Here is a 23,082-nt window from a genome sequence, read left to right on the forward strand (position 1 = left end):
GGATCGTGATACCAACGCGCAACGGGAAACGAGGAGGTCAGCATGCGGGACGAGGTTCAGCAGAGTGAGGTGATTGTCGAACGGCGTGCCTCGGCCGGCATCATCCGTCTCAATCGACCGCGTGCGCTGAACAGCCTGACACTCGACATGGTCCGCGCCTTTGCCGATGCAATGGACGACTTCGCGGCGGACGCCAATATCGCCACCGTGATCGCCTCGGGGGAAGGGGACCGCGGCTTCTGCGCCGGCGGCGACATCCGCGCACTGCATGAAAGCGGCCGGGCCGGTACTGATCTGGCTATGACCTTCTGGCGCGAAGAATTCCGCCTGAATCACCGGATTGCCACCTATCCGAAGCCCTATGTGGCGCTGATGGACGGCATCACCATGGGCGGAGGTGTCGGCCTCGGCTCGCATGGCCGCCACCGCGTCGTGACGGAGCGAACCAAGCTTGCCATGCCGGAAACGGGTATTGGGTATTTTCCGGATGTGGGGGCAACCTGGCTGCTGCCGCGCGCACCCGGCGAAGCCGGTACCTGGATGGGTCTCACGGGCCTGACCGTCGACGCGGCTGATATCATCTATGCCGCGCTGGCCGATCATTACATCGCGTCCTTCCGGCTGCCTGACGTCGTTGATACGCTGGCGGAATTGCCCCGAAACGCAGGGACGCGCGATGTCGAGGCGGTCCTGAAGAACCTTTCCAGCGATCCGGGGACGAGCGCCATAAAGAGCAACCGCGACCTGATCGAACGTTGCTTTCATTTTGGCACTGTCGAGGAAATCATCCATGCGCTCGAGAAGGAGCCCGGCGAATTTCCCGCCGAAACACTGCGGGTCATTCAGACGCGCTCCCCGACCAGTCTGAAGCTTGCGCTTCGTTTGTTGCGTCAGGGAAGGCAGAGCAGAAACATCGCCGAATGCCTGAACCACGAGCTCGGCGCCTGTCAGCAGATATTGAAAAGCCCGGATTTCTACGAAGGCATCCGCGCAGCCATCATCGATAAGGATCGCAACCCACACTGGATGCCGGCGACACCGGAAGCGGTCGACCAGGCGGCGATCGATGCCTTCTTCCGGCCCGCCGAGCCGCCGCTCGCGCTCTGAGCTTCAGCGCCACATGCCGCGCATGCGCGCGCCGACATCGACACGCACTTGCCGCGCCTGGTGCGACGCGCCGCCGTCGGCTCTCGATTGCGGCCAGCCGACCACCTCGAAGAACTGCAGCAAGGTTGCCGGGATGAAGCGCGTGCGCGAGGCGTAGACATGCTTATCACCCTGCGCGTTCTGGCCGTGCGTGAAGAAGCGTTGCGGCACGACGAGGTCGAGATTGTCCTTGGCGCGCGTCATCGCGACATACAGCAGTCGCCGCTCTTCCTCGATCTCGGCGCTCGTGCCGACCGCAAGGTCGGAGGGGATGCAGCCATCGACGACGTTCAACATGAATACGCGTGTCCATTCCTGCCCTTTGGCGGAATGGATCGTGGAGAGGATAAGATAATCCTCGTCGAGCAGCGGCACGCCTGCCTGGTCGCTGGTGGCATCCGGCGGGTCGAGCGTCAGCTCCGTCAGGAAGCGCTCACGGGAAGGATAGCCGCTGGCAATCTGCTCGAGTTGCAAAAGGTCGGCCTGGCGGGTCGAGGCGTCGTCGTGCAGGCGTTCGAGATGCGGCGAATACCATTCGCGGACAAGGCCGATCTCCGCCGGCCAGCCGGCCTTTCCGGTCTTCACCTCCTGCAGCATCGCAACGAAGGCCGTCCAATCCTCGCCCGAACGGGGAGGGGCCGGCAGTTCGGCAAGCGCCTGCATCGGGCTCGCATCTGCCGCCATCTGGTCGATGACGCGCTGCGCCGTCGAGGGCCCGACGCCGGGGAGCAACTGCATCAACCGGAAGCCGGCGACGCGATCGCGGGGGTTCTGGGCAAAGCGCAGGGCAGCCATCATGTCCTTCACATGGGCGCTGTCGAGGAACTTCAGCCCGCCGAACTTCACGAACGGGATGTTGCGGCGGGTGAGCTCGACCTCCAGCGCGCCGCTGTGATGCGAGGCGCGGAAGAGCACCGACTGCTGCTTGAGCGTCACGCCTTCTTCGCGGTTCTCCAGCACCTTGTCGGCGACATATCGCGCCTGTTCGGTTTCATCGCGCACGGTGACGAGCCTCGGACGCTGAGCCGACTGGCGCTCGGTCCAGAGGTTCTTGGTGAAGCGTTCCGAGGCGAGGTCGATCACGGCGTTCGCCGCAGCGAGGATTGTCTGCGTCGAGCGGTAGTTGCGATCAAGCGTGATGACGTTGGCCGACGGACTGAACGCCGCGGGAAAGTCGAGGATGTTGCGCACGGTGGCGGCGCGGAAGGAATAGATTGACTGCGCATCGTCGCCGACGACAGTCAGGCCTTGCCCGCCGGGCTTCAATGCGAGCAGGATCGACGCCTGCAACCGGTTCGTATCCTGGTACTCGTCGACAAGGACATGATCGAAGCGGTTGCCGATATCGTCCGCGATCATCGGTTCGCTGACCATCTGCGCCCAGTAGAGCAGCAGATCATCGTAATCCAGAATGTTCTGGCTCTGCTTGGCCTCGACATAGGCGCCGAAGAGGTCTCGCAGCTGGTTCTCCCAGGCCGAGCACCAGGGGAAGGCGTCGCGCAGAACGAGACCAAGTTCACCTTCCGAATTGACGACGCGCGAATAAATCGCAAGGCAGGTGCCTTTGGTCGGAAATCGGCTCTCCATCTTCGAGAAGCCGAGTTCGTGCCGGATGAGGTTCATCAGATCGGCGCTGTCTTCCCGGTCATGGATCGTGAAGGCGGGGTCGATGCCGATCTGCTCGGCGTAGTCGCGCAGGAGCCGCGCCCCGATCCCGTGAAAGGTTCCGCTCCAGGCCAGCGCATCCGCCATGATCCCGGAATTGCTGCCGAGTACCTGGGCGCAGATACGCTCGACACGCCGCGCCATCTCGGCGGCCGCCCGCCGGGAGAACGTCATCAGAAGGATACGGCGTGGATCGGCGCCCTTGACGATCAGGTGCGCAACACGGTGCGCCAGGGTGTTGGTTTTGCCCGAACCAGCGCCGGCGATCACCAACAGCGGGCCGGCAACGTGGCTGCCGTCAGTGAGCGTGCCGTATTCGACGGCCGCGCGCTGCTGCGGATTGAGCTTTTCAAGATACATTCAGCCGTCCGGTTGCTTCGGCGGAGAATCGCCCCGCGAAAATATTCGACGTTCCTTGAATGTTCTCGAACGGCGCGTGTGTCAAGAACCGCCTCGTGAGGGGAAATCGGGCACGATGACGCGTCGCACGAGCTTCAGGCTGCGATCCGGTTGAAGGATATAGGTCTCTTTGACCCTGCTGCCGGTGGAGTCATAGAACGAATTGTAGATGGCACTGCCCGGCGGAGACTTGGTCAGCTTCGTGCGCGGCTGCCCGCCATAGGTGATGCTTCCCGGAATTGGCTGAACCTCGGTCGAACTGTCCGTCGTGCAGCTCGATAGCATGACGAGCGATAGAATTGTCGGAAGCAGACGTCTCATCGTTGCAACCCCCACCCAAGCCGTTGGTATATATGGCCCGGCCGGTCGAGACGCCAAGTAGCTTGCACCGGCATCGGTGAGATTCTTTCGAGTATAGATTGGTGCAGCCCGACTAAAGCGCCAGCATGGCGTCAGTCGATGCGGGCTTTTCTATCAGAGGAAGGGTTACGTCGGACGGACCGTTTGGTCTGGCGGGAGCCTTGCTCGCAAGGGGCTATGCCCAGGGCCGCAGCTGCGGGCATTAGGCGGCCTACCCAAATATAATACTGTAAGGTCATCCGTTTTGGCGCGCGCATACAGCATGTAGCTGGGTGCCCGGAAACATCCGACTATCATTATGTAAAATCATACAATTTAGCCTGATCGAAAATACGAAGAATTAACTGTGCGAAAGTAGTAGCGGCGGCACTGGAACTAAAAGCGCTTTTCATTAGTTAATGCTTGTAATCAAAACACGGGAGAAGCGCATGCAAAGACTTCTTCGATTGGGAGTGCCGGCATTTGCGCTGGCAATAGGGACCTTCATCACCCCAGCTTCGGCTTCGCTCGAGATTACGAGCGACTACTCCGCCCTGCCTCGGGATGAAATGGCAATGAACGAATACACTGGCTCCGTGTCCTGCACCGAGCCGGCGACACACTATGTTCCCTCGTTCATTCGATCGTTTGACGGCACCATTATCGGTGTCGGCTATCTCGAGGTGCAGAGCGACGATCGTTGTTGATCGCCTCATTTCGTCATGGAATCCCTGAAATAAGGTAGCCAAGGTCGGCGCTTCCCAAGGGCGTCGATCAACTTTTCTGGTTGCGCGTTGTGCATTGCAGCACATTGCGTTAGCTTCCCGCGAAGCTGAGCCTCAACCAGAAGGATACCCTATGATCATTGAGAGCAAGCGGATCGGATGCCTCGACGGGCTGCGCGGGCTAGCCGCGCTCTGGGTCCTCCTCGGCCACAGTCTGCAATTGACGGGCTGGCACCTTCCGATCCTTTCGTCGCCGGATTTGGGCGTCGACCTCTTCATTATGCTGTCCGGCTTTCTGATGGTCTTTCACTATCGGCTGCGCGAGACGGCCAACCCCTGGGAAAAGCCGGCCACCTGGTTCGGCTTCTGGTTGAAGCGCTTTTTTCGCATCGCGCCGCTCTATTATGTGATGCTGTGTGTGGCGCTGCTTCTAGGTCCGCAGCTCTATCAAGCCCGCATGGTCATCGACACGTTTCTCGCGCATGGCCCGCAATTGCCGGAGCGCTATCTGGACGACAGCCTGCGTAATCTTCTCATGCACCTGAGCTTCCTCTTCGGGCTGCATCCCGCTTACGCGTTCCGCACGGCGTTGCCGGATTGGAGCCTCGGTCTGGAAATGCAGTTCTATACCGTGTTTCCGATTGCGATGCTGCTCTTGAGGAAAACCAGATGGCTGCCGGGCGCCGCCTTGATTGCGCTTATGGGCTTTGTAATCGCAAAGGCGATCCAGGCTGCGCATATCGACTTTCCGATGCCGTCTTTCCTGCCACTGAAGATGCACGTTTTCCTGTGCGGCATGCTGATCGCCAATGGGTTGTTCGTGACGCCGCGGCAAACCGTCATGAACGGCCTCTTGGCAGTCATTCTGGTGATGATTCCGATCGGCGGCGATATGACCACGACGAAGATCGGCGTCCGGCTGCTTCTCGTCGTCGGCTTCTTCGCCTTGGTGCATTACCACCTGCTGCCGGGCCTGATTGGAAAGCTTGGCGACCGCGTTTCGTCACTCATGGGAAATCGCTTCTGCCATTGGCTGGGCGAGCTTTCGTTCGGCGTTTACCTGATCCATCTGCTGTTGCTGCAGCCGATCGCCGCGTTCGTCATCAGGCATTTCGGGGCTGGGATTTCCGCACCGGAACGATTTGCGATCGTTGTCGCCGCTCTTTTGCCGACGGCCTATGTGCTTGCATACCTGGGCTTCACCCGTATCGAGGGACCGGGTCAGAAGCTCGGGCGTAAGGTTCTTGAAAGGATCCGCGGGCGCCGGCTCGAGCCGGCGTGATGGGGCGAGCTATTGCAATCGAGGCTCGTCTGCTTTCGCAGAGGGTGACGAGCCTCTGACCATCATCATGATGGCTGCCGATGTTCTATTGAGGGACGTGCCTGAATGGCAATGAACTTCACCACGATCCCAACAGCTGGCGTCGCCGAGGGTTAAATAAAAATAAACTATTGGCCTGTTCCGGCACAGGCTATCGATAATGATGGGCCGGCGACCGCCGGCTGCTGTTGCTCAATTGACCTTCAGCTTGGCTTCTTCTGCCGCCGCTACAAATTCCGCGCGCGCCTCTTCGACCGTCTTACGACCATCGAGGGCTGCCCTGCATGTGCTTCTTGCCTTCAGGTAGCGTAGTCCGCGGGCGTTCGGCCACAGGTCCGCCAAGCACTTCAGCGCGTCCAAGGGCCCGAGGATCGTGCGCGCGCCGGTGCTTTCGAACCCCACGTGGATAGGGTCATTCCATTTCTCTACGGCCATCGGCGTCTTTCCTCCATGCTTAGGCCAAAACGTGCGAATCGGCCTCCGCGTTCCTCTAGAAGGCCTCATGCAGAAGGTATTTTAGCGATATTTTCGACGTCCGCAAACGGGAAAACCGCTGCCCGGGTCTCCCCTCATTCTCCGGCCGCCTATCCGATCTTTTTGCGTCGCGAAGCGTTATTTTCTCGTTGGCGATAGCGGATCTGTTGCTTGCACTTTTAACTGGCTGAATCCGGCACTTTGTGCAACCATCAAAAGCTCAACGTCAGTCGCCCCTTGTCAGCGTTGGAGATCGGTAATGCAGGACCTCAAAAACGTGCTGAATGCGGAATGCCAGAAGTATGTTTCCATGGTGGTATCCATGCGGCGTGGCAAGCAGCGATGGCTCGAAGTCGACGAGGCAACGGGCAGCAACGTGGACGTCACCGACGCCAAGCTTGCGACATTCGAGGAGACGGTCCGAACCCTTAGGCAGATGATCCAGGACCTCGATGCGTCCGATTATCTGTCATCCCGCCCCACGAAGGATTGGCATTTCGACGCCTGATCCTGTCGTCAAATCAGTTTGGATGTTAGGCCAACGACTTTGCGGTGCCTTCAACTCCGAATGGAAGTTGTAGACGGAATCCGGATCGTAGACGCAGGTGTAGTCGAGTAGGCATTGCTTTCCGCTGGCATCTCGCAGGCCGGTCGTGTCGCGCTTTCGGCCGGGCCGGCAGGCTTGTTGATTACGGGATAAATGTCGCCTTGTAGACCGCCACCGCGCCTCCGATCGCGACCACGACCGCAAGTGCCATGGCCACAACAATAATTGCTTTCCCTACCCATCCGGTGTTTGATGGCTGATCGTCGTTGTCATTGCTCATAGGGTCGACTTTCAGTCAGCTTCTTGTCTACACGGGCATGGGATCGCTACGCAGCCTGTGATCAGGTGTCAGTCGCTTTCGAAGCTCCCAATGCCCCTACCGCAGCCCGTCAAGTGTTGATGTCGGCCGCGTGAGGTCGAGTACCATCTCAGAACGCATGACGGCAAGCGTCTGCGGTCGCTGGACGAGAGCTATACGACGTGATCTTCAGGTTCGTGAGTGCTGTTTTGTCGATTTCGCGGGAGAAAACTGGTGCTGCCGAGTGGGATTGAACCACCGACCTCACCCTTACCAAGGGTGTGCTCTACCACTGAGCTACGGCAGCAAGGACCAGACGCGCAACCGAAGCGGCTGCATTGCGTGAACGGGGGGGCTATTGCCACAGCTTCATGATAAGCGCAAGCCGCAATTTCCATCTTTGTGTAGATTGAGGTCGGGCCACTTTTGGATTGGCGCAAATTCGGGTAAGGCTGCGGCATGACCGAGAACACCGAAAAAGGCCAGAAGAGCCGGAAGGCGGCGATCGAACGCCAGGCGGAGTTGCGCCGCGAGCGTGCTGCCGAAAAACTTCGCGAAAATCTGTCCCGCCGCAAACAGCAGACCCGCGCCCGCCGTTCGGGGCAGGCAGATGAGACGGATGGCCTGCCTGCCGCAAAAATGGACGAATCGTAATGTTCCGTTCACGGCGAATTGAAGCCCCCGCTAATTTCGTCTAAACACCCGCATCTTTTTTCAGACAGCCTTTCAGAAAGGCGGGCACCGCCCGTAAGCGCCCATGGATCGTATTAGAATTGTCGGCGGTAATGAGCTTAACGGCATCATTCCGATTTCCGGCGCCAAGAATGCCGCCCTGCCGCTGATGATCGCCTCGCTGCTCACCAGCGATACACTGACGCTCGAAAACGTGCCGCATCTGGCCGATGTCGAGCTTCTGATGCGTATCCTCGGCAATCACGGCGTCGACGTCGCCGTCAACGGCCGCCGCGAACGCCAGGAAGACGCCTACTCGCGCACCATCCACTTCACCTGCCGCACCATCGTCGACACCACCGCTCCCTATGAGCTGGTGTCCAAGATGCGCGCCTCTTTCTGGGTCATCGGCCCGCTGCTGGCGCGCGAAGGCCAGTGCCGCGTCTCGCTGCCGGGCGGATGCGCAATCGGCACGCGTCCCGTCGACCTGTTCCTTGATGGCCTGACGGCGCTCGGTGCGAACCTCGAGATCGACGGCGGCTATATCAATGCGACGGCCCCGCAAGGCGGCCTGATTGGCGCCCGCTATACCTTCCCGAAGGTATCGGTCGGTGCGACCCACGTGATGATGATGGCTGCAACCCTTGCCCGCGGCACGACCGTGATCGGCAACGCCGCCCGGGAGCCCGAAGTCGTCGACCTCGCCAATTGCCTGATCGCCATGGGTGCAAAAATTTCGGGTGCCGGCACGAGCACGATCACCATCGAAGGTGTCACCTCGCTCTCCGGCGCGCGCCACCGCGTGCTGCCAGATCGCATCGAGACCGGCACCTACGCCATGGCCGTCGCCATGGCCGGGGGGGACGTGGTTCTCGAAAACACCGATGTCGCTCTGCTCGACACGGCGCTTGAAACGCTTCGCCGCGCCGGCGCGGAAATTTCGCCGACCAACAACGGCATGCGCATCCGCCGCAATGGCGCCGGCATCAAGCCGGTCGATATCGTCACTGATCCGTTCCCGGGCTTCCCGACCGATCTGCAGGCGCAGTTCATGGCGCTGATGACGCGTTCGACCGGCATCTCGCATGTCACCGAGACGATCTTCGAAAACCGCTTCATGCACGTGCAGGAACTGGCGCGCCTCGGCGCCAAGATCTCGCTGTCGGGCCAGACCGCGAAGATCGAAGGTGTTCCGCGGCTGAAGGGTGCGCCCGTCATGGCAACCGACCTGCGCGCGTCTGTTTCGCTCGTCATTGCCGGCCTTGCCGCCGAAGGCGAGACGATGGTATCCCGCGTTTATCACCTCGATCGCGGCTTCGAACGGCTGGAAGAAAAGCTCACCCGCTGCGGCGCCATTGTCGAGCGCGTCAGCGAGTAACCAAAAGGGCGTCAAATTCGCCCTTAAGCCCGGTTGCGCATCGCGTTGCCGCGCCTTATGTCCGTTGTCTGACGCATCGCCATTCCGGCGATGCATTGGCGATGGGGTAATGCCTGCATGACTGATCTGAGGCTGGTTGCGCTCGATAGCGAAGATCTTGCCGTTGTCTCCACGCATTTGCAGGATAGCGTCTTCAAGGTCGCCGATATCGCCTGGTCGCCGCGCGAGGGGCAGTTCTCGGTCGCGGTCAATCGCTTCGCGTGGGAGGAAGCCGGCAAGAAGCGCAAGGGTTTCGAGCGCCGCCGCGCCGCTGTTGTCTTCAAACGCGTGCTTGCGGTGCGCTCCACCGGCATCGATCGCCAGAACCGCGACGACGTCTTGTCGTTGCTGGCCGTCCGCTTCGAGCAGAAGGGCGAGGGGCCTGACGGCACCGTTGAACTGGCGCTCTCCGGCACGGCGACCATTGCGCTGGATGTCGAATGCATCGAGGTTCAGCTTGCGGATATCGGCGGGGCGTGGGAAACCGCTTCGAAGCCCCGTCATCCTGGCGCTTGAGATCTGGTTAGTCTGTTATCAAGAGGAATATCGCATTGGCAATCTGGCTGGATCAGGCATCGGAAGGCTTCGAGCAACGGTTTGCCGCCTTCCTGACGACCAAGCGCGAAGTTTCCGAGGATGTGAACACGGCGGTCCGCGCCATCATCGATGACGTCAGGGCGCGCGGTGACGAGGCGCTTGCCGAGTATTCGAAGAAATTCGACGGCATCGATTTTGCCGTGACGCCGATGCGCGTGAGCGAGGCGGAGATTGACGCCGCCATCGAAGCGGTTCCGGCGGAAGTCCTCGGCGCGCTGAAGGTTGCGCAGGTGCGCATTGAATCGCACCACCGTCGCCAGCTGCCGAAGGACGATATCTACGAAGACGACATGGGCGTAGGCCTCGGTTCCCGCTGGACCGCGATCGAGGCAGTCGGCCTTTATGTGCCGGGCGGCACTGCGAGCTATCCGAGTTCGGTGCTGATGAATGCGGTGCCGGCGAAGGTCGCAGGCGTCGATCGCATCGTCATTGCCGTTCCCGCAACAGGCGGCGCCGTCAATCCTGCGGTGCTTGCCGCGGCCAAGCTCGCGGGCGTCAGCGAAATTTACCGCGTCGGCGGCGCACAGGCGATTGCCGCGCTGGCTTACGGGACGGCGACCATCGCGCCCGTCGCCAAGATTACCGGTCCCGGCAATGCCTATGTCGCCGCCGCCAAGCGGCATGTCTTCGGCACCGTCGGTATCGACATGATCGCCGGTCCCTCGGAAGTGCTCGTCATCGCCGACAAGGACAACAATCCGGACTGGATCGCCGCCGATCTGCTGGCGCAGGCCGAGCATGATGCGAGCGCGCAGGCAATCTTGGCAACGGATGATGCCGAATTCGCCAGGTCGGTGGAAGCAGCCGTCGAGCGGCAGCTGAAGACGCTGAATCGCGCCGAAACCGCTGCCACCAGCTGGCGCGACTATGGGGCGATCATTCTGGTGAAGTCTCTGCAGGACGCCATTCCGTTGGCAAACCGCATCGCGCCTGAACACCTGGAGCTTGCCGTTGCCGATCCGGACGCGCTGCTGCCGCGTATCCGCAATGCCGGCGCGATCTTCGTTGGCGCCCATACGCCCGAAGTGATCGGCGACTATGTCGGTGGTTCGAACCACGTTCTGCCGACGGCCCGCTCGGCGCGGTTCTCTTCAGGGCTTTCCGTGCTCGATTTCGTCAAGCGCACCTCGATCCTGCGCCTTGGTCCCGAGCAGCTGCGCACGCTGGGCCCGGCCGCCATCGCGCTCGCCGTGTCCGAAGGACTGGACGGGCATGCGCGATCGGTTGCGATCCGCCTCAATCTGGAAGGGTGACAGATGGCGGCGGGCGACTTTCGGCTTTGCGACGTCGTCCTTGACGACACCATCGGCCGAGCGACGCCCGACGTCGAGCACGAGCGCGCCGTCGCCATTTTCGACCTTGTGGAAGAAAACAGCTTCACGCCCGTCGGTCATTCCGGCGGCCCCTATCGCCTGAACATATCCCTGGTCGATTCAAAGCTGGTGTTCGCGATCACGACAGAGAATGGCGGTGCCGTCGCAACCCACATTCTGTCGCTGACGCCGTTTCGCCGCATCGTCAAAGACTATTTCCTGATCTGCGAAAGTTACTATGAGGCAATCCGGTCGGCTTCGCCGAGCCGCATCGAGGCGATCGATATGGGTCGGCGCGGTATTCACAATGAGGGCTCGCAGACGCTGAGGGACCGTCTGAACGGCAAGATCGAGATCGATTTCGATACGGCACGCCGGCTGTTCACGCTGGTCTGCGTGCTCTACTGGCGCGGCTGACGCCAATGGAAACGCCGGTCGGGGCAGGCGAAGGGAAGAGGCCGGGTGCCATCCTGTTCATGTGCGGCATGAACTGTATCCGCTCCCCGATGGCCGAAGTGATTGCCCGCAGCATGCTGCCGGCCAATGTCTACATCAGGTCGGCGGGCGTCCGTGCCGGAGAGCGTGATCCTTTCGTTGACGTTGCGTTGGACGAGATCGGCCTTTCGCTCGGCCGGCATCATCCACACACGCTGGAAGAACTGGAAGATGACTATTTCGACCTCATCATCACGCTCTCGCCGCAGGCGCACCATGCTGCGCTGGAACTGACCCGGTCAAACGCCATCGAAGTGATGTATTGGCCGACCCTGGATCCGACCGTTGTTCAAGGCACGCGGGAGCAGATTCTGGACAGTTACCGCGAAGTCCGCGACCACCTGATGGAACTGATTGAGAGCCGGCTGGTGAGACGAAACTCCACCGCCGCGCAATCGGCGTGAAACAAATGACAGAAACACGATCAATTAGGTTCACAAACCCCCATTGATTGTGTAGTTTCCGCGCAAATTTTTGGGCGGCTGTGGCTGCCATCTCAACCGACAGGAAGAAAACCAATATATGCCTAAAGAAGAAGTCCTCGAATTTCCGGGTATTGTAACTGAGCTTCTGCCGAACGCGACGTTCCGCGTAAAGCTCGAAAACGAACACGAGATCATCGCCCACACGGCCGGCCGCATGCGCAAGAACCGCATTCGCGTTCTGGCAGGCGACAAGGTTCTCGTCGAAATGACCCCCTACGACCTGACCAAGGGCCGCATCACCTACCGCTTCAAGTAGGCCTGGTCTCGAAAGGCCGTTGTCTCCGTCTCCCGGTGGTCGAGGTTCCATGGCGCTGAAATACAAGCTCATTCTGGCTTCCGGCTCGCCCCGCCGCGTCGATCTGCTGAACCAGGCAGGGATCGAGCCCTCGCGTCTGATGCCGATGGACATCGACGAGACGCCGAAGAAGTCGGAGCACCCGCGATCGCTTGCGCGGCGCCTGTCGACGGAAAAAGCCGAGGCGGCCCTTGCTGCCATCAAGGGCGACATGACGTGGAAGGGCAGCTATATCCTCTCTGCCGATACCGTAGTTGCCGTCGGTCGCCGCATCTTGGGGAAGGCTGAGTTCGCGGATGAGGCATCGGCCTCGCTCTATCTCCTGTCTGGCCGCAGCCACTGGGTTTACACCGGCGTCTGCCTGGTCACGCCAGACCGCAAGGTCAGGCAGAAGATCGTTGAGACCAAGGTGCGCTTCAAGCGCCTTTCCGGTTTCGAGATCGAGAACTACCTTGCCTCCGGGCAATGGCGCGGCAAGGCCGGCGCTTATGGCATCCAGGGGCTGGCCGGCACATTCGTGCAGAAGATGGTCGGTTCCTACACCAATGTCGTTGGTCTGCCACTTTATGAAACCATCCTTCTGCTGACCGGCGAAGGCTTTGACGTGCACAGCCGGTGGCCCGAGGGCTGATCCTCGAAGGGACGCTGATGTCTGACGAAAACAAGACCGCCAAAGTCGAGCCGCTGCGTAAGACACGGCCCTGCCCGGAATGCGGCAAGCCGTCGAGCCGCGAACACTATCCGTTTTGCTCGAACCGCTGCCGTGAGCTCGATCTTTCACGCTGGCTCTCCGGCTCCTACGCCATCCCCGTTGCCGACGACGAAGCAAAAGCGAAGCATGAGGACAACGAATAGGCTCGTTTTCCACGGGCGAAGCCATTAAATTCGTTGATGAATCCGGAAAAATCCAAGGCGTCTCAAAAAACTGTCATTTTGACGCTTGCCATGTCCGGACAAGATGCTATAACCCCGCTCGCTTCCGGGGCGAACCAAGGTCCCCGGTTCTTTCTCAGGAAAGAATCTGCATGAAGCGGGTTAGCCCAGATAGCTCAGTTGGTAGAGCAGCGGATTGAAAATCCGCGTGTCGCTGGTTCGATTCCGGCTCTGGGCACCATAAATTTCAAGAACTTAGGCGATTTTCAACGACAATTGTGTTGCGTCTTTGTTGCAATTCGTTTCCTTTGATTTCCAACGGTTTCCACGCACGCTCGGCAAGTCCACGCGACACAAACGCAACACGCGAGGTCGCTCTTTGTGGCGGCTTCAGGGACGGAATCGGCTGGTCCTCATCTGCTGTTCCTAGTGTTCATCGTTGGTCGCCGCAATTTTCGAGCGACGGTCGGTTACAAGCTGATGGTAGCATTGGATGTACCTGATATGCGCCGTATCGTAGACTAGCTGGATATCGAACCTCTGATGGCCTGCAAAAAGTGCTCAGTGATGCCAAAGCCCGGAAGCTGAAACCGAACGACAAGCCTTTGTTAGATGGGACGATCGTCGGCCTCTATCTCGTTCCCGGTAACAAGGCCGGCAGCGGGAAATGGATCTTGCGCTTCGTTTCGCCGACAAGCGGAAAGCGTCGGGAGATGGGGCTGGGCACTTATCCGACCACCACGATCCGAGACGCCAGAACCAAAGCGTTTGCTGCCAGAGGTTTGATCGATAACGGAAGAGATCCACTTGACGCTCGCAGGGAGCGGGAACAAGAGTCTGCCCGGCTGGAGGCAGTCCCGACTTTCCAGAAAGCCGCGCGACTGCATCACGCTGACAAGGCTGAGGGCTTCCGCAACCGGAAGCATATCAATCAGTGGATCAACACGCTGGAGCAATATGTCTTCCCCACAATCGGAAGCAAACTGGTGAACGCACTCGTTGCCGCCGACTTTGCGGCGTGCCTAATACCAATCTGGCTTTTGAAGCCCGAGACTTCCTCACGCATTAAACAGCGCTGCGATGCCGTGATGAACTGGGCTGCTGCCAGCGGATATATCGGTGCAAGTCCCGTGGGCCTTGTCGATAAGCTCCTGCCAAAGCAGCCAGGCAAACGAGAACGTGTCGCGTATCAACCTGCGCTTCCATGGCGGGACCTGCCCGACTTCGTCTCCGAATTCCTTCATGCGGGAATGCCGAACACGACTCGCCACATGCTGGAGCTTCTGATCTTGACCGCCTGCCGGTCAGGCGAACTCCGTCTGATGCGATGGGATGAGATTGATTTTTCAAACGCGTTATGGACCGTACCTGCTGCACGCATGAAAGGGAAAGTCATTCATCGCGTGCCACTTACACCGAGGGGCGTCGAGATCCTTGTGAACCAGTTAGAGAAATCGGAGACCGGCGAAGGGTTAGTGTTCCCCTCACGAAATGGCACCCCGATCAGCGACATGACGCTCACCAAGTTTCTGCGGGACAACGAGGTTATGAGTGATACGCCCGGACGCATTGCCACCGCCCATGGCTTCCGCTCAAGCTTCAGGGACTGGGCATCTGAGAACGGATACCCCCGCGATATTGCGGAGCGTGCGCTCGGCCATATTGTCAAGAATTCGGTCGAGGGTGCCTACCATCGTACCGACCTTGTTGATCAACGGCGGGCCGTGATGTTGGCGTGGGAGGCCTTCTGCCTGAGGAGACTTTGAACCGTGTGGGCGCTTCGTTGGCAGGCATATTGACAGAATCAATGGGCCATCGCCTAGTCCCTGTTAAGTAGAGGGATGAACGTGTTGCAATCAAGAATCTTAGTCCTGGCATTGCGCTGGTGTCGATAGCGAATGAAGCTGCCAGCGCTGGATCAGCCGTGACGGCCGACGTGAAAAAGCCAGACAACATGTGCAGTATTGTAAATCACGCATACGTTCGCACAAGGAATACCGAGCTCTATCGAGAGGTCATGAGTATCGTCACTGCTAGAGGGACTTTTGGAATCGACGAGCTCCGCGTCACAGCGTCCGGCACATACCGAAAGCCATGGAACTCGACAACTTGGAGCGCATATTCAGGAGGCGCAGTGGTGGTAGACTATCCAAGATACACCTCCTGCACCTACGTCGATGGCATTGGCGGACCACACTTCCGTGCCCATTGGCACAACCGCGATCCGTCTCAGAGTGCGATTGCGGATGTTTGGTTAACATTAGATCTTCAACGATTGCATAGGGTGGTACGCCGTTTCCCGGACGACGATCCCTTGAGACCCTCACAGACGCTTATGTCAGTGATGGACTATGACGCCTCGCGAGCGGTGGCTCCCGCAAAAAAAGACGTCTCACCCTATACATCGAACTGACGTAGAAATTCTCAGCCGTGTTGATTGCACGGCTGATCCTTGCGCCTGCCGTCTTCCAGCTCCGGGCATTTTTACATCCGGTCAAACAAGGGAGGTGACTGTTACCGAGGAGGCCGCTACCAGGAACGCGCAGGCAAGCCCGACAAAGGCGGTTATCGCGACAGCGATTGTGTTTGTCTCTAAGAGCCGAACATGGGGACGCGTCGGCCCTCTGCTCGTCTCTACACGCCTCCCAATTGGCTGCCTTCTAGTACCGCCGGCTCAAGATCTTCGATTTGATTTCCTGGAACTCGGCGTCCGATATGACACCTGAGGCAAGCAGGGATTTCGCGCTATTGATCTCGTTTGCGATCATGTCTGTCGGAGATACCTCGGGCGAGCCACCAGCCGATTGGAACATACCGCCCAGATTGATCGCGCCCGCGAACGATCGATTTTCTTCAATGCCACGGATACGGCGCTTCTCTTCCCATGCTTGCTCTTGGGATTGCGCGTACTTGTAGATCTTCGCGGCGTTCTCGGGGTCACCGCCGCCAATTCGGAGGTTGCTTCCTGCGTGCTCCAGGAATGAGAAAGAAAGCGACGTTCCGAAGATCGCGGGAAAGATATTCTCATCCATTTGAGCGTTGCTGAGGTCTTTCCACTGCTTGTCCAGCATGCCGTAGCCGCCCAGGATTTTCCGCCGAACCAGAATCATTCGGCTGGTGGTCACCACAATGGATACACGGCGCCTAAAAAGTGCCATCGCACGGTATTCGATGATGTCGGCCACGACGCTTTCATCGGGCATCAACATTGCCTCGATCTTCGTCTTGACCTTGGCTTCACGCTTCGCCGCACCCATAAAGACCAAGATAAAATAGAGTGGAATGAGGAGGCCCGTGACGAACGAGCTGAAGGCCAGGATGGCCAAGACAAAGAGCATAAGGAATAACAGAAAGATATTCAGAAGACCGCGCATTTCTACTCTCAAAATTTCGAATCAAATCGCACAATCAATTGCGACGGTCCCTTATAGAGCGTAATCCGGCTGCGCTGCCACCAGCGATCTGCTGAACGGTTCAGACAAAACGGAATCTTCCGCTTAGACCTAAGTCCGTTCAACCGTTCGACTTTCGAAAGACGGCGAAGCGCCTGGCGACCTCTTCAAGCAGAGGCGCTATGCGCATGGCCTACCAGCCCGAATACAAATGGCGCCGAACGAAGATCGATAACAACGACGTGCCGACCGGTTCCGACTGGTCTGGGTATGACGGGGAGATCGTGATCGGGAGAATCCAGCTTCAACCTCACGGCCTGAAGAAAGATTTCTGGCTCTGGTCCGGGCATGGCCCTAACGTGGCCAAGCGCCTTCTTCCGCATCAGGGCTACGAAGCCGAAGGCCGGGAGGCTATGCGGAAAGTCGAGGAGTATTATGATCGGCTCCTCGAGAACAATGGAATCACGAAATACCCTGGGCATAGACGACAAGACAATGACAGCTGACAGAACTCCCCAGAATTGACAGAATCATCGAATTGTTGCTCACATCCTTCCAGTGGAGGGATGGGGAATGGTACAACCGAAGATTTTCCTGAGAAAAGTCGGAACTCATGCTGCATTGTTTATGGCCGTACTGCTCACGCCTGTAAGCTACAGTCAGGCCGCGGACACCCCATCAATTTACACCCATTTGATCTCGGTAGCCGGTTCAAGGAAACCGCCAAACTGGCCCGAGTTGATCGATAGTGGCCAAGCGCAGGTCATTGCTTTTTTTATGATCGACGGCTCAGGTAACCTTATACATGGGCCAAGGACTGTCTCCAGTGGACGACCCGACGCGTTACGCAAAGCCCTTGAGACGGCGGTCCGCAAGGATGTCATCAAGGCAGCGCCGTTTACGGGCGCCCCAAACAAGCGGTACTCCGGTCAAGTGCTTACATTTCGCGCCACTACCTGTCGGTTCGGGCAAGAACCCGGATGTTTACTGACCATAAGTGATCGTCCGCCCGCCGATGTCAGTGCATGGGACCGGCGGTCAAAGATACGGCAAGCAAATTGATCGCGACGTTATGTGCATCTCTAACCGCCTTCGTGGGTGCGGCCTTTTTCGCTGCGGTTCTTTTTGCGCAGACAACAATCAGCTTCGCCGCTGATGCACGTCGGCCGGAGGAACCTGAACGGTTGGACCGTAGCTGTCTCACCGTCAATGAAGCAGACGTGAATACACGGAAGGGCTACAATTACCGGGAATTGGTCCACCAAGCGTTTGTAGGCGGGAAAACGAGAGAATACATCGAGATCATTTACACGGCTTCGAACTCGTTCGAGAGATTTTCGGGTAGATCGGCTTGGCAGAAATTCAGCCTTCACGAGGTCGATCCGTATGATCAAAGATTCACATCATGTACGGCGGCCGGCATCGAAAATAACAGCTTTCACTACTATGCCAATTGGAACAAGCCTGGGTACCGTGCCTCGGCCGAAATCTGGCTGACGCCCGATAGAAAGAAGCTCTTGAAGGTCATACGTCGGTATCCGCCCGACAAAAAAGAGTTCCCATTCTCAACCGTCATTTCCACCTTTGACTATAATGCTCAGGCAGCGAAGCGTCCCAACGATGCATCAATCGTCACGCGGGGTGTACGGACAAATGATCCCACATGCGATGCCGTGAACACAGCGTACGTAAAGACCCGCCGAAGCAGGGAATACAGCGAGGTCATTTATGAGGTAGATGAGGACGGCTCTCTGGACGCGCTCCGAGAGATTAGGATTACCAAGACAAAACAGTTTGAAAAACATCCACTCGCAAGCTCGTGGTCAACCTACGACCCTGATAATTGGACTATCGTTGATCGCGATGGACCGAAGTTTTCCGATTGCAGCTTCGGCGAGGAAGCTAAGCTCGGATCGGAGCAAGCAACTCACTACACAGCAAGATGGCATAAATTCCCGTACGTCGCCGACATCGATATTTGGGTCTCCGGCAAAGACGGGCGAACGATGAAGACCCTCCGTCGGTATGATGACCCCAACTGGGAGTTCCGAACTCAAGCGGTGATTGAACTCTACAACTATGATCCAGCGAGCGCGATTACGCCTTCGGATGTCAATGGAGGCTAAATTTTTTGGCGCTTTACCCGTTGAAGGCCAGTGGATTGATCCGGTTGCGCGAAGGCGTTCGGATACAGGTCGTGAACCGCTAAGGACTCGGTGACTGCCCCTGCCCCCGCTTGCTCTTTGCAGCCCGCCTTTCCGGCCGCTGCTGAATATGCTCCTCCTTGACCATCAGCATCTCAGCGGCAATGGCTGCAGCTACGAATGCCGCTCTGGCTTTCTCAGGGTCAAGCGTGCCTTCCATGGCCTCTAGGCACATGGTCTGGGCAACCACCCACTCCTTGCCTCGATGATCCTCCGGCCAGCGGTAAAGCAGGCTATAGGCGAGATCGGCAAGGTTCGAGTGCCGGCGCATGTAGATGCCGTTGCGCTTCTCGCCGCACACCAAGCAGTCTCTAATGGGGAAAGTTTCACCTACGTATTGGGACATGCGTCACCTCCGGCCGAATCAGGTGAGGATTGGAACCGGAGAGTCAAGACTCGCTTTATGAGAAAGTACTAATTTGTATGCTGGATGACAGGAGCAAACGGCCTGCGCAATCAGTTTTGCGCGCAGAAGAGGGAACGCACACTCCCTCTTTCCTTTCCTCGTCACCACCTGCCCCGCCTATCAAGCGGGGCTCTTTTTCATCTCGACCGCCAAAAAATACGACATTTTACGGATATCATTTCGGACCCGCAGAAGTCATCGTGGCTGGGCGTCGAGAACGGGTTGGTTAACCGCGGCGCAGGGTCGAAGGATCCTCGGCCAAGGGCTGCGTTGAATCGGCCCTTGGCCAAATCACACGATTGGTCCAGGGGCGGATGGAGCAGCCAAAGTGGAAGAGGCAAAGAAAGATGCCGGTGGCGGTCAGCCTACCTGAAATAGCGCCTCTCAGGGGGCCACGTCTTGTCATGGAAAGAAACCGGAAGAGAGTAAAGTAATCATATAAATTATACTGCAGATCAGAAGAAGTAGATGAGGTTTCAGCATGCCAACTCCCGAGTTGCTTTAGCAAATTGCTACAGGGGGATTGTGCGCGGCGCAAGTAGTGCATTCATCCGGTGGAAAAAGCGACTGGAACAGCCAATCGCTCAGACCTAAGTCCCATTAATCGTTCGACTTCCGAAAAACGGCGAAGGACCAGCGATGGTGTAGCCTTCAGACGTGCTCATAACCCAGAGGACATAGTGCAGCCCGGATATTGCGGCGGACCCCTCCGCAGTATCCGGGACTTGCTCGTTAGTGAATGAGCGAGCACTGGCGAGGAACAGGAATGAACTGCTTCGACATTCCGGGCATCATCTTGGCCCTGCTTCTTGTCCTCACCGCGATTGCGTTCGTTGGGAGAGGCTTTTGGTTGACCTCGCCTTGGATGTTTGGGGGATGATGGCCGCCAGGCTGATCCAGATAATCGAAGCGCTGGAAAGGTTGAAAGAGACACAGGCGACTGGCTGGGCGATGTCGTCCACTAGAGGCCTATGCTCCGGGCATCACGGACAAGCGAAAGTCCGGCGGGGGATACAGCGATGGTCAATTGACAGAGGCATCAGTATCCAGAATGATTTCCCTCAGAGGTCGAGGGATGCTTTATAATGCAACTACGTTCTATTGCTATTTTTTTAATATTTTCTATCGCGTCTTTGACGGCGGAAAGAGGAATTGCTCACGACATCGACCATGAGAGCAGAGACCGGCCAAGACTGATTGATAACACCTGTGCCGATCTGAATTCGGCATATAGGGCTATGCGCGAACAGTCGCGATATCGAGAAACAATCTACGAGTTGAAACCGGATGGGAAGCTGGTCGAGTACTCAACGGTGATCATATACGACCTGTACGGTTATCAACGATATACCGGCGAAACGGATTGGGACCGGTTTAACAACGAGTCTCCATACTGGCAGAGGTTTACCTCCTGCACGCGTAAGGACATGAAGGATGGCCGCCGCTTTTATGCCACCTATCACCATCAAGGCCATGTTGCCGGAAGTGAAGTTTGGGTGGATTCGGACGAGATGAAAGTGAAAAAGGTAATACGTCGCTTTCCACAAGGGGACGAGCTTTTTCCGTTCGCAACGGCGGTTTCGCTGTTTGACTACGGGCGGAAAGCAGTCCGACCGCCTACAAAATATACGTGTGGGGGAAACCCCTGTAAGCTGTAGGCCGCTCACAGGCCCAACTTCGGCGACCGATGCGGGTGAACCATCTATTGTTCGCCGGTCTAAAGTTTTGGACCGACAGCCACTTTCCGCTCGGACCAAAGTCTTTTCAATCGTACGACCTTCGGGGATGCAAGACCACGAAACCCGGCGTAGGCTTTAGGCTTCCTCATTCGTACGGGATACGATGCACCCGGATACGGAAGGGTTTGCGCGAGAATGGCGGTAGATCTGCATGCCGGCCGCCGCGCGCGGTTTCAAGCGAGAGCAGGACGCACTGAAGGTGCCATGAATTGACAGAATCGCCGACCTATAGATTATCTCCCTCAGGTAGAGGGAAGAGGCATGTTTCAATTTAAAATTATTACTTCAGCGGCGGTATTGTTTTCAGCTTTGAATGCACCTGCAAACGCGGGATCAAAGCTCGCGGGGGAAGTACGCAAGCCTGACCAGGGCTGCGGAATAGTCAATCAAGCCTACAAAAATACCCGACACGCAAATACTTACAGCGAAGTCGTCAACGTGGTGCAGAAGGACAAGCTGCAGCTGCTTCAGGAACGCCGGGTGACCACGTCAGGAGCATTTGAAAGGGTTGCACCGAATCTTAAATGGACAAAATTGGACAAGGCGCCACCCGCTGACACCGAGTACCTGAGGTTCTCTTATTGTACCTACGTCGACGCCAAAGGTGGTCCGCATCTCCGCGCCTATTGGAATAGACCTCCCCAGTATGCAAACTCAGAGGTGTGGCTGACTAGGGACTTTCAGAATTTGCGCAAGGTGCGCCGGGAATTTCCATTCTATGACGAAGAGTTCCCTTCCAAGACGCTCCTTACAACCTTTGATTACGACATCAGGCGTGTGAAGCCGCCCGCGCCCGAAGAGGTTTTGCCATGAGTGCAGAATCGCGCCGTCGGTTTGCTCTGTACTGGGCATTGGGAATGCTCGCGGCCAATCCCTCACATGCCGATTCCGAAATCTCGCTAGACTCGAGAAAACCGGACAACATGTGCCGTATTGTTAACCAAGCATCAATCAATACTCGAAGAACGGCAATCTACAGCGAAGTAGTAAGCTTCGTTGAGCCAAATGGGGTCAGAACAATTGACGAAGCTCGAATAACAACGAACGGATTCTTTAGGAAAGCTGTCGGGCAAAGGACGTGGGTCCGGCACTCGGACCCGATACCCGCAGTAACTGACTACCCTCGTTTTACCTCATGCATTTATGTGGACAGCAATGAAGGACTGCACTTCCGCGCGCACTGGCATAACAGAGATCCATATCAGTCTGCGCTTGCAGATGTTTGGTTATCCTCCGACTTGAATCGGATGATGAGGGTGGTCCGTCGCTTCCCCAAGGACGACTACCGGTTTCCTTCAAAGACTATCCTTTCCATCTTGGACTATGATGTGACGCGTGCGGTGGCGCCCCCGTCTGAAGATATTTTGCCGTGACCGTTCCAAGGCTCAAAAGTCATGCGCAAAAAACGTAAACGAAATATTGGCCTGCCTGACCAGTCAAAGATCCGTCCGGCTATGGTCGGCGCGGCTTTCTTCATTCCTTTGCCGCTCTCTTTGTTTGTCAGCGGTTTGGTGAAACTGCCCCCCGCTATCGGTCCCGTGCCAGTGGTGCTCTGTGCGATTGGGTTGGCTTTGTGCGTCTCGGCGATGTTTTGGGAAAAGGCACGTCGGCTTCGCTTCGCGTTTGGTTTCTATCTTGCAATGACCTTCTGCATTCCGCTGACGTTGTTTCTATATTGGCCGCGAGCGTGGTTCGTGACCGGCGTGTTGGGCGGACAGGTGCTGGGTGGGGTCATTTGGTTCTGCTGCCTGATGCTGTCGTTGGGGAAACTAGATCCATTCGGTAACGTTCGGAATGTTGGCGACGCTGAGCTTCGAAATGCGATATTGAGTATCGCCGCACACTTTCTTCTCTGGAATGTGCTCGTAACGCTTTTCGGTGGCACGCCCTGTACCAGCGGCGGCAGATGCCGGACCGGCGAGGCACTCTTCGGTACTCAAGAAGCTCTGTTTTCCTCGTACTGGATCTGCTGCATCTTGTGTACCGTTTGTGTCGCGGTACTTCCTCGATTGGCGTTTGAGCATGTTTCACGCCTAGCACGTCACCACGGGCGCAAATGAGCAAGTTGAACATCTGTCGAGCGTGTCTGCTCGCAGTACATGCGAGCGTGTCATATACACGGCCGATAGCCGGCATTGTCATTGAATGGTGGATGTGCGGCGCTGGTGGGCCTTTGGGCAATGGGATCAGAACTACCAACAACCAAGGGCCCAATCGCCAATTCTCGTGGGGGCTACCGGCTGCATGCATAGTCCCTAGATGGCTGATCGTTCGCGTGTA

At 57.7% G+C, this 23,082-nt stretch carries 25 protein-coding genes and 2 tRNA genes; 20 read left to right on the forward strand and 7 right to left on the reverse strand.

Annotated features, from left to right (window positions below):
• Window positions 1-42 precede the first annotated feature (42 nt).
• Window positions 43-1,107, forward strand: a complete 1,065-nt coding sequence (locus FHT76_RS17015; protein WP_183860278.1) for an enoyl-CoA hydratase/isomerase family protein — start codon at window positions 43-45, stop codon at window positions 1,105-1,107.
• A 3-nt stretch (window positions 1,108-1,110) separates the two neighbouring features.
• Here the strand turns inward: FHT76_RS17015 and FHT76_RS17020 are convergent, their stop codons facing one another.
• Both FHT76_RS17020 and FHT76_RS17025 read right to left on the reverse strand, forming a co-directional pair.
• On the reverse strand, window positions 1,111-3,171 hold the full coding sequence (locus FHT76_RS17020; protein WP_183860276.1) for an ATP-dependent helicase: 2,061 nt from the start codon (window positions 3,169-3,171) through the stop codon (window positions 1,111-1,113).
• 81 nt (window positions 3,172-3,252) lie between these two features.
• Window positions 3,253-3,531 carry a hypothetical protein gene (locus tag FHT76_RS17025; RefSeq protein WP_183860274.1) on the reverse strand — a complete coding sequence of 93 codons (279 nt, stop codon included), beginning with the start codon at window positions 3,529-3,531 and terminating at the stop codon, window positions 3,253-3,255.
• A gap of 467 nt (window positions 3,532-3,998) precedes the next feature.
• Here FHT76_RS17025 and FHT76_RS17030 point away from each other — a divergent pair, with 467 nt between their 5' ends.
• Both FHT76_RS17030 and FHT76_RS17035 read left to right on the forward strand, forming a co-directional pair.
• A complete protein-coding gene (locus tag FHT76_RS17030; RefSeq protein ID WP_183752764.1) occupies window positions 3,999-4,256 on the forward strand; it encodes a hypothetical protein in 258 nt (85 codons plus the stop codon).
• 151 nt (window positions 4,257-4,407) lie between these two features.
• Window positions 4,408-5,556 carry an acyltransferase gene (locus FHT76_RS17035; RefSeq protein WP_183860272.1) on the forward strand — a complete coding sequence of 383 codons (1,149 nt, stop codon included), beginning with the start codon at window positions 4,408-4,410 and terminating at the stop codon, window positions 5,554-5,556.
• Window positions 5,557-5,787: 231 nt separating this feature from the next.
• Here FHT76_RS17035 and FHT76_RS17040 read toward each other — a convergent pair whose 3' ends face one another.
• A complete protein-coding gene (locus FHT76_RS17040) occupies window positions 5,788-6,030 on the reverse strand; it encodes a DUF982 domain-containing protein (protein ID WP_183752760.1) in 243 nt (80 codons plus the stop codon).
• A gap of 298 nt (window positions 6,031-6,328) precedes the next feature.
• Here FHT76_RS17040 and FHT76_RS17045 point away from each other — a divergent pair, with 298 nt between their 5' ends.
• Window positions 6,329-6,577, forward strand: coding sequence for a hypothetical protein (locus tag FHT76_RS17045; protein WP_016552701.1), 249 nt, complete (start codon window positions 6,329-6,331; stop codon window positions 6,575-6,577).
• A 181-nt stretch (window positions 6,578-6,758) separates the two neighbouring features.
• On the opposite strand, the gene FHT76_RS17050 is transcribed toward FHT76_RS17045, so the two are convergent.
• On the reverse strand, window positions 6,759-6,896 hold the full coding sequence (locus FHT76_RS17050; RefSeq protein WP_183860270.1) for a hypothetical protein: 138 nt from the start codon (window positions 6,894-6,896) through the stop codon (window positions 6,759-6,761).
• 250 nt (window positions 6,897-7,146) lie between these two features.
• Window positions 7,147-7,221 (reverse strand) — tRNA-Thr (locus tag FHT76_RS17055).
• 152 nt (window positions 7,222-7,373) lie between these two features.
• Here FHT76_RS17055 and FHT76_RS17060 point away from each other — a divergent pair.
• The 11 genes from FHT76_RS17060 to FHT76_RS17110 all read left to right on the forward strand — a co-directional run bounded on the left by FHT76_RS17060 (window position 7,374) and on the right by FHT76_RS17110 (window position 14,827).
• Complete coding sequence (locus FHT76_RS17060) at window positions 7,374-7,568, forward strand: hypothetical protein (RefSeq protein ID WP_016552704.1); 195 nt, start codon at window positions 7,374-7,376, stop codon at window positions 7,566-7,568.
• 103 nt (window positions 7,569-7,671) lie between these two features.
• Window positions 7,672-8,964, forward strand: coding sequence for a UDP-N-acetylglucosamine 1-carboxyvinyltransferase (murA, locus tag FHT76_RS17065; protein ID WP_016552705.1), 1,293 nt, complete (start codon window positions 7,672-7,674; stop codon window positions 8,962-8,964).
• A 117-nt stretch (window positions 8,965-9,081) separates the two neighbouring features.
• On the forward strand, window positions 9,082-9,519 hold the full coding sequence (locus FHT76_RS17070; protein ID WP_183752756.1) for a DUF2948 family protein: 438 nt from the start codon (window positions 9,082-9,084) through the stop codon (window positions 9,517-9,519).
• Between the two features lie 35 nt (window positions 9,520-9,554).
• Window positions 9,555-10,853: a histidinol dehydrogenase gene (gene hisD / locus FHT76_RS17075; RefSeq protein ID WP_183860268.1), complete on the forward strand. Its 1,299-nt coding sequence runs from the start codon at window positions 9,555-9,557 to the stop codon at window positions 10,851-10,853.
• A 3-nt stretch (window positions 10,854-10,856) separates the two neighbouring features.
• On the forward strand, window positions 10,857-11,330 hold the full coding sequence (locus FHT76_RS17080) for a UPF0262 family protein (protein WP_183860266.1): 474 nt from the start codon (window positions 10,857-10,859) through the stop codon (window positions 11,328-11,330).
• A gap of 5 nt (window positions 11,331-11,335) precedes the next feature.
• Complete coding sequence (locus tag FHT76_RS17085) at window positions 11,336-11,812, forward strand: low molecular weight phosphatase family protein (protein ID WP_183860265.1); 477 nt, start codon at window positions 11,336-11,338, stop codon at window positions 11,810-11,812.
• A gap of 118 nt (window positions 11,813-11,930) precedes the next feature.
• Window positions 11,931-12,149, forward strand: coding sequence for a translation initiation factor IF-1 (infA, locus tag FHT76_RS17090; protein WP_003545338.1), 219 nt, complete (start codon window positions 11,931-11,933; stop codon window positions 12,147-12,149).
• A gap of 49 nt (window positions 12,150-12,198) precedes the next feature.
• Entirely contained in the window at window positions 12,199-12,819 is a 621-nt protein-coding gene (locus tag FHT76_RS17095) for a Maf-like protein (protein WP_016552710.1), read from the forward strand.
• Between the two features lie 17 nt (window positions 12,820-12,836).
• Window positions 12,837-13,043: a DNA gyrase inhibitor YacG gene (yacG, locus tag FHT76_RS17100; protein WP_259126491.1), complete on the forward strand. Its 207-nt coding sequence runs from the start codon at window positions 12,837-12,839 to the stop codon at window positions 13,041-13,043.
• Window positions 13,044-13,226: 183 nt separating this feature from the next.
• Window positions 13,227-13,302 (forward strand) — tRNA-Phe (locus tag FHT76_RS17105).
• Between the two features lie 316 nt (window positions 13,303-13,618).
• Entirely contained in the window at window positions 13,619-14,827 is a 1,209-nt protein-coding gene (locus FHT76_RS17110; RefSeq protein WP_259185703.1) for a site-specific integrase, read from the forward strand.
• Between the two features lie 894 nt (window positions 14,828-15,721).
• Here FHT76_RS17110 and FHT76_RS17115 read toward each other — a convergent pair.
• Entirely contained in the window at window positions 15,722-16,435 is a 714-nt protein-coding gene (locus FHT76_RS17115; RefSeq protein ID WP_259185704.1) for an SHOCT domain-containing protein, read from the reverse strand.
• 206 nt (window positions 16,436-16,641) lie between these two features.
• Here FHT76_RS17115 and FHT76_RS17120 point away from each other — a divergent pair, with 206 nt between their 5' ends.
• A complete protein-coding gene (locus FHT76_RS17120) occupies window positions 16,642-16,959 on the forward strand; it encodes a hypothetical protein (RefSeq protein ID WP_259185706.1) in 318 nt (105 codons plus the stop codon).
• 519 nt (window positions 16,960-17,478) lie between these two features.
• Entirely contained in the window at window positions 17,479-18,579 is a 1,101-nt protein-coding gene (locus FHT76_RS17125) for a hypothetical protein (protein WP_259185708.1), read from the forward strand.
• A gap of 79 nt (window positions 18,580-18,658) precedes the next feature.
• On the opposite strand, the gene FHT76_RS17130 is transcribed toward FHT76_RS17125, so the two are convergent.
• A complete protein-coding gene (locus tag FHT76_RS17130) occupies window positions 18,659-19,003 on the reverse strand; it encodes a DUF982 domain-containing protein (protein ID WP_259185709.1) in 345 nt (114 codons plus the stop codon).
• Window positions 19,004-20,148: 1,145 nt separating this feature from the next.
• Between FHT76_RS17130 and FHT76_RS17135 the strand changes: the two genes are divergently transcribed.
• From FHT76_RS17135 to FHT76_RS17145, 3 genes are all read left to right on the forward strand, one after another.
• On the forward strand, window positions 20,149-20,721 hold the full coding sequence (locus tag FHT76_RS17135) for a hypothetical protein (RefSeq protein ID WP_259185711.1): 573 nt from the start codon (window positions 20,149-20,151) through the stop codon (window positions 20,719-20,721).
• A 342-nt stretch (window positions 20,722-21,063) separates the two neighbouring features.
• On the forward strand, window positions 21,064-21,615 hold the full coding sequence (locus tag FHT76_RS17140; RefSeq protein ID WP_259185713.1) for a hypothetical protein: 552 nt from the start codon (window positions 21,064-21,066) through the stop codon (window positions 21,613-21,615).
• Between the two features lie 581 nt (window positions 21,616-22,196).
• Window positions 22,197-22,862, forward strand: a complete 666-nt coding sequence (locus FHT76_RS17145) for a hypothetical protein (RefSeq protein WP_259185714.1) — start codon at window positions 22,197-22,199, stop codon at window positions 22,860-22,862.
• Window positions 22,863-23,082: the final 220 nt, after the last annotated feature.

Source organism: Rhizobium sp. BK176, assembly GCF_024808055.1.